The sequence below is a fragment of the Streptococcus pasteurianus genome (genome assembly GCF_004843545.1).
In the GTDB taxonomy this organism is placed as follows: domain Bacteria; phylum Bacillota; class Bacilli; order Lactobacillales; family Streptococcaceae; genus Streptococcus; species Streptococcus pasteurianus.
The window spans coordinates 1,531,326-1,542,337 of record NZ_CP039457.1 but is presented as its reverse complement, the minus strand read 5'-3'; the positions used below and the strand labels follow the sequence as shown (position 1 = coordinate 1,542,337).

The following is an 11,012-nucleotide window of genomic DNA, read 5'->3' as shown; positions in this document are numbered from 1 at the left end:
CATCTCCTTTTGTCATTGATTTTATAAACAAAGCCAGTTCTGAACGTCAAAATTCAGAACTGGTTTTTGGTTATATGGTGTTAATGAAAGGTCTCTATCAAACTAAACGGGGGTATTAGCCTTAAGTAGTTGACAAGCATTGTCTTAGTGTATAGAATTAAGCTACTGAGAATTGTCTATTAAACCACCAAAGCCCGAAGGTATCTTAATGCCTGCGGGCTTTTTGACGTTCTTTTCAAGTTAACGGATTTTCTGATAAAATAGAGCAGAATACAGCTACGATAGCAAGGACGACGTCTGAGAGCTTGTCCACTAGTAGCACTTCCCTTCTAGTGTAAACTTGCTCAAGGGGAAGTATTGCCTAAATAGCATGGCATATACTTGTGTTATTGTGTATGTAAAAGTTATAGTAACGGTTTACGACTAAATTCTTACGTTTTATGACTTGTATCATCATTTTCTTACGAATGTGTTATACTAAAAGCGTGTTAAGCTCTCACCGTAAATGTAAAGGGGAAGTATTCGTTATGAGTGTAAAAACGTTACAAGAGTTTCAGACATTGACAGATACAGAACATGCTTCTGTTAGTAGTGGCGGTTTAGGTTATTATAAACCAGTTATAGAAAGTGCAAATGGTTATGCCTGCTGTTGTAGTAACGGATAGTGGGATTATAAAGTAACTAAGGGTGTCTTCCAAGCTATGACTGACGTTATTACGAATGATTGGATAAAGTCTATAGGGCAATCTTATTTTATTATTCCAGATTATAGAGGATAAAATCAATGCCAAAATTCAATAAAGAAAATATACTAGTTGAAGTCTATAATCTTATTCTTGATAGTGAAACAACCGATACAGAAAGAAAAGAATTAGTTATCTTTAAAGATGAGGTTGAAAAAGGTTTAGACTTTGATAATGCTTTAATGAAATTAGCCGATCACTTACGTTTAATAGGTTTAGATAATGTGTTGAAACACAGAAGCATGAGTAAAAAAGTTAACAAATTTTACATGAAGATAAATTCAGTTGGTCAATTTAAGAAAAATTTTGGTATCTATTTTCCACCTATGTTTTAATTAAGTTGAGAGCTTACACAATATTATGATAAAAAGGAGATTGTTCAATGAGATTAAAATGGTTTGCTGGTTGTAAAGAAAGAAGAGACAAAGCTCTAATTATTCTTGATAAATTAATAGCCAGTTTTCATAATAATTATGGTGTGCAGCCTTTGACAGATTTATTCTTAAAGTATAAGGGTGAATTAAAAAACGGTAGAACATCAACATCGTTTGTTTTGAGTCGTATGAATATCGAGCTTTCAAGAGTATTCACTCAAAATGAAATTAGATTAACTGAAGAGCAGTCTAGATTACTCAAAGATTTAAGAAGTTTATCAAATATCAGATGGGGTTATTATTAATGTTTAGCCAGTACTGGGGATAAAGAGTTACTCATCTTTATCCCTAAATTATTTCTAAAATGTTGCAAAACACCATTTTGGATATTCGCAAATATTGATATATAGCTATTTTTACTAATTAAACTTTTAATCGAGCCATGTAATGACTTTTTCACGAGGCTTACGTGAGCGTGGGTGTTTAGGGTCACGTAGACGATAACCAAATGATACCATGCTTGCGATGCCTTCGTTGTCAGGATTAATGATGCCTGCACTAGCTAAAATGCTATTGACTTTTTCGTAATTAAACCCTTCAATTGGGCAAGAGTCAATGCCAAGCATGCTAGCTGTGGTCATCATATTTCCAAGTGCAATGTAAGTTTGTTTGGCAGTCCAGTCAAATAAAGCACGTGGATTATCAGCCATTTTCATATCATTTTTTTGGAAAGATTCGTAGGTTGCTAAACGGCTGTTAAGAGCATCATCTTCACCGAGACCACGTCGAATAAGGCTATTTTTGACCGATTCAGAATCATAGCGTGCATTTTTTTCAGCAATGAGGAGAACAAAATGACTTGCTGTATCTAATTGGTATTGAGCCCCCCAAGCAACGGCTTTGAGTTCATCACGAAGTTTTTCAATTTGTTTACGGTCAAGAACAACGAAGCGCCAAGCTTCCAAACCAATAGAAGAAGGGCTCAACCAAGCTGTATCAAGGATAAAATCCATATCATCATGGGAAATTTCTTGGTCGTTGTAAACGCGGACAGCAACACGGTGGTCAAAGGCAGTACGAATTTGTTTTTTGATATCTTCTTTTGACATAGTTTTCTCCAGTTTTCTTTCTATGGTAACACTTAAAAGCTATTTTTGCTAGTTTTTAGCAAAAGAAACAAGCCCGTCTAACCAAGCATGGTAAACGTCAAGAAATTCATCGCCTTCAGCTTCGTTCCAACCATACCATGCTAAGCGTAAAACACCATTTTCAGTATCTAAGTCATATGCTTCAATTTGAGCTTCAACGGTCAAAAACAAATGTTTTAAAACGGAAGCGTGTGTCGTTTATAAGAAATAGTAGGCTCTTGACTATACATGTGCACGTCTGGTGAATTTTCGTAATAAGTTTCCCATTTGCTAGCATCAAGCAGACCGTTGAGAATATTGTCAAAGTCAAGGTCTTTAAGGATACCCTCGTTTGAAACAAAGTTATCAGTCAAACCTGGTGTGAATTTTCTGGAAAATTAATAGATAACATCAAATATACATCTTTTATTTGTTAATAGAACAGTATAACAAATATTAGTTGTACACGCAATTATTGAAACTCAAAAATATAAAAATCGGAGTTACTTGCTCTCCGATTATCTTAATTTTTCTGAATTGATATTGATGATAGAAGCCAAGTCATCGGCGTAAGCATCACCAAGAATAGTTTTATAACGGGTATGCAGATTGTCCCAAGCTTCTCGGATATCTGGTAAAAGTTTTCTGCCATTGACTGTAAGATAAACTTTTCGAGTACGTCCTTCAGTTAGTGTTGTGACATAACCTTTATAGACCAATTTTTCGATAAGGCGTGTCAAGGTAGAAGGTGCAATATAAAGTATTTGTGCAATATCCTTTTGCAACCTACCATCTTCTTCCGCAAGAATAAGAAGAATAAAGGCATAAGTTGGAGCCATTCCAACTGTTTGGAAAGCTTCCGCCGCCAATTTGTTGAGGGCACGATCCATCTTTTTTACAGTAAAAAATAGGCAAGAGTCAAGTGATTCTTGAATAGATTTAGACATAGGATTCCTCTCTTCTGTCAATCATATTAGCATACAGAATGGAAATTGGCAAATGGGAGAGATTCATTTTTTTGAAAAGGGTTACATTATAAGGCGAAGTAGTGTATACTAATCTGTATAAATAACTTTGAGGTCTGCTGATGAAAACAAATAAAGAAAAAATTTATGATTATCTGATGACTGATGTTTATGAGACTGGCAAGATAGCTGTAGTAACACAAGAAATTGCTGAAGTTTTCGGACTTCAGCGTTCAAATGCTAGCAGCCTTCTCAATGAATTAGTTAAAGAAGGTCGCTTGGTCAAGCAAAGTGGACGCCCTGTAAAATATATCATCAATGACCATTTTGAAAGTCAAAACAAGCAATTTCCAAAAATGATTGGGGATGATGGTAGCCTTAGTAAAGCTATTCAGCTGGCTAAGGCAGCGATTTTATATCCTAAAGAAAATATCAATGTACTGATAATTTCTGAAATGGGGACAGGTAAAACGGAGCTTGTTCGAAATATGTATGCGTTTGCGACTTCAAATCATGTACTGGGAGTCGATTCACCCTATATTGAGTTTAATTGTCATCATTTCAAAAAAGAGATGCAAACTTTGGTCAATGAATTGTTTGGTTCACGTCTTGAAGATAGTTTATTTGCCAAGGCAGATAATGGTCTTTTGTTTATTGATAATGCAGATATTTTACCAGCAAAGGAACAAAGCAGGCTTTTTAAGCTATTAGAGACAAAGCGTCTATACAGCGAGGACATGACAGATTACATTGATTGCCAGCATTTAAAACTTATTTTAGGTATCTCAGGAGATATAGACAATCAATTTAATCAACATGTCAATATGATTATCAACTTGCCTTCCCTAGATGAGCGAAGTGTGGAAGAAAAGTATAATATCATGTTATCTTTGTTCAAGGAAGAAGCAGCGCGTGCCAATAGACGCATCGAAGTATCCAAGGAAGTGTTGTCACAACTTCTTTTAGCTCATTTTGAGTTTAATATCAAAGAGTTGGGTTACCAACTAACTTCGGCATGTGCCACGGCCTATTTGAGAGTTATTGATAATGAAAAGCCTATCAAGGTTAATTCAAATGACTTGGTTTTAAGAGATAATCAAAAGCTTATTCGTGAGTTGTCCTATCGTCAAAAAGTTTTAAATCTGCTAGAGGATGTTGACTATGTCAGTTTCTTACCTGAAGGTGACAGTTATTTAACCAGGCACAATATCTATCATAAACTGGACAAGAAGTTTCAGGAAATGGGAGATGTGAGTCAGGCTGATAGTTTATTGAAAGAAGTTCATTCGCATATTGGAAAGATCCTTTCCAAATATTTTAAAGGGAGTGAGGATGGTTTAGCGCAGCTGTCGAAAATTGTAGATAATCGTTTGATTACCACCGTTAGTGATTTTTTGCAGCAACACCACATCGAACTTGAGCGTAGTCGGTTTTACGGTTTGTGTCTGCATGTAAATGCTCTCCTAAAAGACAATCACAATCAGCAACAACTTTCCCAAGAACGTTATGTTGAAATGATTAAAAATTATCCAGAAGAGTATCTCCATGCTAATCAATTAGGTAAGGTTTTGGAATCAGATTTTCACCTTGATTTAAGTTTTGAGGAGACTATTATTCTTGCTGCATTTTTTATCAATGAAGAAATGGTAACACCAGTTTCAAAGACTGTTTTGCTGTATATTTTACACGGTGAAGGAACAGCTACGTCATTGGCAGAAACGACCAAGACACTCACTCAGGCAAATAATGTCTATGGTTATGACCTCCAGTTGAATCAAGATATTAGTGATGTAAGAGATGATCTGAAGGACTACATTGCGAACATTCATCAGGGGAAAGGGCTTATCGTTATTTATGATATGGGGTCAATAAAATCTATGCTTAATGAGATTGCTCTGCAACTGAATATAAAAATAAGACGTTTAGAAGTTCCTATTACTATGCTGGGGATTGATATTGCCAGAAGGTTGCAAATGGAAAATGATATTGATGATGTTTTCCATGATACCGCTCTTGAATGGAATAGGTATGCTAATAAAGAGCATAAAGAAAGAATTATTATCACGCTTTGCCACACGGGAGAAGGTGGTGCCTTGCAGATGAAACAGGTAATTGATAAAAATTCTCGGCTGGGCTATAAGGTTATCCCTTTGGCGATTTCAGATAGGGACCTGCTCAATCAAGAGGTTTATTCTCTAAAGAAAGCCTACTATATTCATTGTTTTGTAGGTACTTATGATCCGCGAATGCTGGGTATTCCTTTTATCCCATTACGGTCAGTCTTTGATAATGGTATTGATAATATTGATGCAACGCTGACTTTTTCTCCTATCGCAACCAATCGTGCTAACTATGATCCTATTTATGAAAATCTTGCTGAGAATTTGAAATACACACCGATTGATAAAATCAAAACGTATTTACCAGACTTTATCAATCAGTTGGAGCTGATTTATACCTTATCAGAAGACCAACAAGTTGGACTTTTAATGCACATATCTGCTATGATAAATCGTCTCCGCAGTCCTAATCTAACGGATGTCAATTATAAAATTGATACAGACTATTTTTTACAGCATTTCAAAGATGACTATAAATCAATCCGACGGATGCTAAAAAATCTTGAAAAGCACTTTAATATTATTATTAGTGATGATGAAGTTGCATTGTTAATCCAAATCATTAGGCAAATTTAAAATCCAACCAAACTCTAAAAAATAACTCCCTTAGACAACTGTACTGGCCCCTAAAAGTTGGACAATTAATTATTGAAAGGATTTAGTTCTATATTGCATAGGGCTGAATCCTTTTCGTTTTGTCTTGATTCGTTTATTGTTATAGTAAAAAAATATAGTCTGTAATGGCTTTCTCAAACGCATCAAGAGACTGATAAGACTTCCCGTATAAAACATCTCGGACTTTAGAATGCCAAAGAAAGATTCCATCTATTCCCAAGTTTTCTTTGGTTTTCGCCCCATCTTTGGTGGGCTCCCTCTAGTTTTCTCAACAATAGTACCCCCATTTTTCTTATATTGTGCCAGCCACTTTGCCAGCTGACTATAATTGAGTAAGGCATAATCAAGAGCTAGTTGCTTTTGGGATTGACCTTTAAACAAAACTTTAGCAATCATTTCCTGCTTTAAGTCTGGAGAGTAATAGATATTTTTCCTTTTCTAGACGATACCTATTCCATACCGATCAATCAGTCGGAGAACATATTTAATATGAGACTTAACAAAATACTAAACTTTTGTTATAAGGATTTAACTGATTCTCCATTTTGTCTCAACTTATAGAGTTGAACCTTGTCTTCATAACTTAATGTCATACAAAAAGCACCCCAATCGTTAGATGTCGTGTCTAATGATCGGGGTGCGAGTCAAGGATATTTAAGGTGTTTTCTTGAACTTTGATTTAGTCCTTAACAGGACGTTGACTATGGATTTTTTTCTGAATGTCAAATAAGGTGTCTGACATGCGTCCGTAATAAACACCTTCACTAAACCAACGCATGAGCTTGTTTTGCTTTTGCTTGTTGAAACTATCAATCTCTTGAATAAAGATAATGTCAAGTCCTTTGTCGCTTTCTTCAGTCTGATAATCAATGGTAATAGTATCCGTATGACTTTTGATGATGGCTTTATAACGCTTATTTCGCGTATAATGGTCAATAGTGATTGTCATTGGTTGATGTTCAGCGACAGCAGTGCTATACGTCATTCCTTGATATCACCAGTGTATAGCATATTTTTTGCTTTGCTGTACTGTTCACGTACCTCAGACTCTAGATAATCGTAAAATTCGTCTTGTGTGACATCTAAAGTTCGTATCATTTTCATGACTTTAGTTTATCATATTTCAAAGATGATATGAGTGAATTCATCAAAACTCTTTTTAAGTTGGTTTTGTCTATACAAATAGCTGTAATGTTTATACACTAAAGAGGAATAAAGCCTCAAAAGATATACACTACGACTTTTGAAAAATTTTAGAGAGGATTTATTTTCAAATAGAGTTTATACAGCTATGGAAAGTGTATAAAATAAGCTTAAAAAGCGCTCAAAATCAATTTTGACAGCGGTTACAGAAGTGATAAAATAAAATCATCAAATAACAAAACACAAAGGAGTTAAGTTATGACTGAAAATAGTTCTTCAGAATTGATGGCAATGACCTTAATTGCTAATTCAGGTGATGCACGTTCCTTAGCCTTTCAAGCCTTAGAAGAGGCTAAGGTTGGAAATTTTGATGAAGCAGATAGACTACTTAAAGAATCGGATGAGAAGTCCAAAATCGCCCATCATGCCCAGACGGAACTCCTCTTTTCCGAAGCAAATGGCGATCATCTTGAATTAAACGTCTTACTTGTCCACGCTCAGGATCATCTTATGACAAGTATGTTAGCAGTCGAAATGATTCGCGAATTTATTACTCTGTACAAAAATGAATAAATCACATCTAAAAGGAGAAATTATCATGAAAATTTTACTCGTATGCGCAGGCGGAATGTCAACTTCAATTCTTATGCAAAAAATGGCTAAATATTGGGAAGAACAAGGTCAAGAACTTACAATCAAAGCGGTTGGACTAGGTGACTATGAAAATGTCTATAAAGATTTTGATATTGTCATGATGGGCCCTCAAGTGTCTTATCGTTTAAAAGAAGTAAAAGAAAATACAGGCTTGCCAACAGCAGCTATTCCATCTTTTGAATATGCTATTGGTGACTGTCCAAAAATTATGAAATTAGCTGAACAACTTTATGCAGAAGTCTAAATAAATCTATAAATTATCATTTTTGGAGGTAACACATGGAGTCCTTATTCAATAGTCCTTTTATGGTCAAACTTCAAGATTTTGGGCAAAAATTAGGATCTAACAAATTTCTATCCGCTCTGCAAGGAGCCATGATGTCATTAATGGGAATTATCATGATTGGAGCTATATCCCAAATCATAACTTCTATTGGGAGTACAATGTTTGGTTTATTTTCAGCTGATAGTGAAATCTATGCAATTTTGTACTCACCTTATAATTTCACGATGAACTTACTTTCAGTGTGGGTAGTTGCTTTCTTTGCTTATAACTACGGCAAAAACTTAAAAATGAAAAATCCATTGATTACGATGGTGGATGCTTTGGCAGTGTTCTTCTTAGTTGTTTCACCTATTGTGGTAACTGAAGTAGGTGTTTCAGCACTTGACATGACCTATCTTGGTTCAACAGGTATGTTTGTCGGCTTTGTCATTGTTTTCATTGTTGTTCAACTTGAGAAATTCTGCGCTGACCACAATATTCGTATCAAGATGCCTGATGTAGTTCCTCCCTTCTTGCAAGATTCATTTGCTGCTATTTTGCCATTATTCTTTAATGTTGTTTTGTTCTTAGGGCTTGATGGCATTGTTTCAGTAGTAACTGGTGGGGCATATTCAATTCCTTCAGGATTCATGGCTCTGATTGGTGCTCCTTTAAACGCTCTAACATCAGTACCAGGTATGTTTATTCTTTGTACCTTTGCTGTTTTACTTTGGTGTTTTGGTATTCATGGTACCATGATTCTTGTACCAATTATCATGCCTCTTGGCTTGCAAGCAGCGGCAGCAAATGCAGCAGCTCATGCGGCAGGTGATCCACTAACTTTCTATCCAGTAGCATTGTTTGCAGGTATGGCATGTGCAGGTGGTACAGGTAATACGCTTCCTCTTGCTCTGATGGGACTTCGTTCAAAATCAAAACAGATCTCTGCTATTTCTAAAATCTCAGCAATACCAGGCTGGTTTGGTATCAATGAACCATTGACATTTGGTATGCCAATCATGTACAATCCAATTCTTTGTATCCCTTATGTTCTCAATGTTCCAATTGTCATGTTGCTGACGCTTATTGCATATAAGATTGGTTGGCTCATGCCTGCATGGATTTCTATTTCGGCTCTTCTACCTATGGGCTTTGCCCAATATCTAGGAACTTTGAATTGGTTCAATGCTGTTTGGGATTATCTCATGCTAATTCCTGCAACTATTGTTTATTACCCATTCTTCAAAGCGTATGAAAAACAACTGATTGCAAAAGAAGCAGAAATCGAAGCAGCAGAAGCTGCTAATGCGTAAAGTATTTGATATAAGATGCAGCTGACATTAGCGAAATTGTGTCTTTACATCTTATTTTTAAGTGAAATAAGGAGAACAATAAATGACTTTTCCAGATCATTTTTTATGGGGTGGTGCGACAGCTGCCAATCAATATGAAGGTGGTTTTTCTGCTGGTGGTAAGGGAGTTAACACTTCTGATGTTTTAACAAGTGGCTCACACACAAGCCCACGTCGTATTACTTGGCGTAACCCTAAAACAGGCGATACTGGTGCTATTGATATGACTTTTGGTCAAACTCTATCCTTGCCAGAAGGTGCTATTCCTGATGTGGTTGAAGGCTATTATTACCCAAGCCATACTGCAACTGATTTTTATGGGCATTTTAAAGAAGACATCGCTCTGATGGGAGAAATGGGATTCAAGACTTTTCGGTTATCAATGAATTGGGCGCGCATTTTCCCAAATGGTGATGATAAAGAACCTAACGAAGAAGGACTAGCTTTTTATGATGCGGTTTTTGATGAGTGTGCTAAGTATGGAATTGAACCACTGGTAACTCTCTCCCATTATGAAACGCCGATTCATTTAACGCATGCTTATGGTGGCTGGAAGAACCGTGCTTTGATTGACCATTTTGAAAACTATGCTTCAACAGTTTTTAAACATTACCAAGGGAAAGTTAAGTATTGGCTAACCTTCAATGAAATCAATATGATGGAGTGGAATCCTTTTATGGCGGGAGGAATGACTGACTTTTCTCCTCAAGCAAAGGCCCAAGGTGCTCATAATCAATTGGTAGCATCAGCAAAAGTTGTTCGATCTGCTCGTCAAATTAGTAAAAGCATTAAAGTTGGCATGATGTTAGCCTACCAACCGATTTATGCATATACGTGTGATCCCGATGACCAGCTACAAGCTAAACTAAGTGAACAAACAACTTTGTTCTATTCAGATGTTCAAATGGGTGGCTTTTATCCTGCTTCTCGTTTGAAAAAATACAATCGAGAAGGAATCATATTGGAAGATACTCCTGAAGATTATGATTTACTGCGTGATTATTCAGCTGATTTTCTAGGTTTTTCTTGTTATGGTTCTAGTACCATTACGACACACAAAGATATTTTGGAAAAATCAGGTGGTAACTTGATGATGGGCGTTCAGAATCCTTATCTTGAAACGAATGCTTGGGGATGGGCAACAGATCCTAATTGCCTTCGTATTGCTTTAAATGTTCTTTATGATCGTTATCATAAACCTCTTTGGATTGTTGAGAATGGAATCGGATGGGACGATAAAATAGAATCAGATGGTTCTATTCATGACAACTATCGAATTGATTATTTAAGACAAAATATTAGCTCAATGTTTGATGCTATTAATAATGATGGTATTGAGCTTATGGGTTACACTATGTGGGGTTGTATTGATTTGGTGTCAGCAGGAACTGGTGAAATGAAGAAACGCTATGGTTTTGTTTATGTTGATCGTGATGATCAAGGTCATGGAAGTTTGAAACGTAGCCGTAAGGATTCTTTTTATTGGTATAAAAAAGTAATTGCCAATCAGGGCAGTGATTTAACTTAATGGAAATAATAAAACTGAGGTTAGTCGTCAGATAATCTCAGTTTTATTGTATTTTCAAATCTATCTTAAATTTTTGCGTTTATGAAATTATTATACGGTTGAGCAATTGAATCTATGGTTTAATGA

At 35.9% G+C, this 11,012-nt stretch carries 13 protein-coding genes and 3 pseudogenes; 8 read left to right on the top strand and 8 right to left on the bottom strand.

Annotation, left to right across the window (positions count from 1 at the left end):
• Positions 1-677: 677 nt before the first annotated feature.
• The 3 genes and pseudogenes from E8M05_RS11790 to E8M05_RS08015 all read left to right on the top strand — a co-directional run.
• Positions 678-779, top strand: a pseudogene (locus E8M05_RS11790) (hypothetical protein); the annotation flags it as partial.
• Between the two features lie 5 nt (positions 780-784).
• Positions 785-1,078 (top strand): bacteriocin immunity family protein, encoded by a 294-nt coding sequence (locus E8M05_RS08020; protein WP_003065858.1) that lies wholly within the window; start codon positions 785-787, stop codon positions 1,076-1,078.
• Between the two features lie 47 nt (positions 1,079-1,125).
• Complete coding sequence (locus E8M05_RS08015) at positions 1,126-1,422, top strand: bacteriocin immunity protein (protein WP_003065857.1); 297 nt, start codon at positions 1,126-1,128, stop codon at positions 1,420-1,422.
• A 126-nt stretch (positions 1,423-1,548) separates the two neighbouring features.
• On the opposite strand, the gene E8M05_RS08010 is transcribed toward E8M05_RS08015, so the two are convergent.
• The 4 genes from E8M05_RS08010 to E8M05_RS08000 all read right to left on the bottom strand — a co-directional run bounded on the left by E8M05_RS08010 (position 1,549) and on the right by E8M05_RS08000 (position 3,191).
• Positions 1,549-2,226: an NAD(P)H-dependent oxidoreductase gene (locus E8M05_RS08010; RefSeq protein ID WP_003065856.1), complete on the bottom strand. Its 678-nt coding sequence runs from the start codon at positions 2,224-2,226 to the stop codon at positions 1,549-1,551.
• A gap of 48 nt (positions 2,227-2,274) precedes the next feature.
• Positions 2,275-2,430, bottom strand: coding sequence for a hypothetical protein (locus E8M05_RS11575; protein ID WP_003065854.1), 156 nt, complete (start codon positions 2,428-2,430; stop codon positions 2,275-2,277).
• An 11-nt stretch (positions 2,431-2,441) separates the two neighbouring features.
• On the bottom strand, positions 2,442-2,618 hold the full coding sequence (locus E8M05_RS11570) for a hypothetical protein (RefSeq protein ID WP_003065853.1): 177 nt from the start codon (positions 2,616-2,618) through the stop codon (positions 2,442-2,444).
• Positions 2,619-2,762: 144 nt separating this feature from the next.
• Complete coding sequence (locus tag E8M05_RS08000) at positions 2,763-3,191, bottom strand: MarR family winged helix-turn-helix transcriptional regulator (protein ID WP_003065851.1); 429 nt, start codon at positions 3,189-3,191, stop codon at positions 2,763-2,765.
• 140 nt (positions 3,192-3,331) lie between these two features.
• Here E8M05_RS08000 and E8M05_RS07995 point away from each other — a divergent pair, with 140 nt between their 5' ends.
• Positions 3,332-5,905: a PRD domain-containing protein gene (locus E8M05_RS07995; protein ID WP_136596460.1), complete on the top strand. Its 2,574-nt coding sequence runs from the start codon at positions 3,332-3,334 to the stop codon at positions 5,903-5,905.
• An 87-nt stretch (positions 5,906-5,992) separates the two neighbouring features.
• Here the strand turns inward: E8M05_RS07995 and E8M05_RS11875 are convergent.
• The 4 genes and pseudogenes from E8M05_RS11875 to E8M05_RS11735 all read right to left on the bottom strand — a co-directional run.
• Positions 5,993-6,154, bottom strand: a pseudogene (locus E8M05_RS11875) (IS3 family transposase); the annotation flags it as partial.
• 3 nt (positions 6,155-6,157) lie between these two features.
• Positions 6,158-6,537: pseudogene (locus tag E8M05_RS11565) on the bottom strand (transposase); the annotation flags it as partial.
• Positions 6,538-6,623: 86 nt separating this feature from the next.
• A complete protein-coding gene (locus E8M05_RS07980) occupies positions 6,624-6,929 on the bottom strand; it encodes a DUF3284 domain-containing protein (protein WP_003065847.1) in 306 nt (101 codons plus the stop codon).
• On the bottom strand, positions 6,926-7,048 hold the full coding sequence (locus tag E8M05_RS11735) for a hypothetical protein (protein WP_003065845.1): 123 nt from the start codon (positions 7,046-7,048) through the stop codon (positions 6,926-6,928). Before E8M05_RS11735 ends, E8M05_RS07980 begins: the two co-directional genes overlap by 4 nt.
• A gap of 297 nt (positions 7,049-7,345) precedes the next feature.
• Here E8M05_RS11735 and E8M05_RS07975 point away from each other — a divergent pair, with 297 nt between their 5' ends.
• From E8M05_RS07975 to E8M05_RS07960, 4 genes are all read left to right on the top strand, one after another.
• Entirely contained in the window at positions 7,346-7,660 is a 315-nt protein-coding gene (locus E8M05_RS07975) for a PTS lactose/cellobiose transporter subunit IIA (protein ID WP_003065843.1), read from the top strand.
• Positions 7,661-7,685: 25 nt separating this feature from the next.
• Entirely contained in the window at positions 7,686-7,985 is a 300-nt protein-coding gene (locus tag E8M05_RS07970) for a PTS sugar transporter subunit IIB (RefSeq protein ID WP_003065842.1), read from the top strand.
• Positions 7,986-8,020: 35 nt separating this feature from the next.
• The gene (locus E8M05_RS07965) at positions 8,021-9,319 is read left to right on the top strand and encodes a PTS sugar transporter subunit IIC (protein WP_003065840.1); all 1,299 of its coding nucleotides are present in this window, start codon (positions 8,021-8,023) and stop codon (positions 9,317-9,319) included.
• A gap of 82 nt (positions 9,320-9,401) precedes the next feature.
• Positions 9,402-10,886, top strand: a complete 1,485-nt coding sequence (locus E8M05_RS07960; RefSeq protein ID WP_003065838.1) for a glycoside hydrolase family 1 protein — start codon at positions 9,402-9,404, stop codon at positions 10,884-10,886.
• Positions 10,887-11,012: the final 126 nt, after the last annotated feature.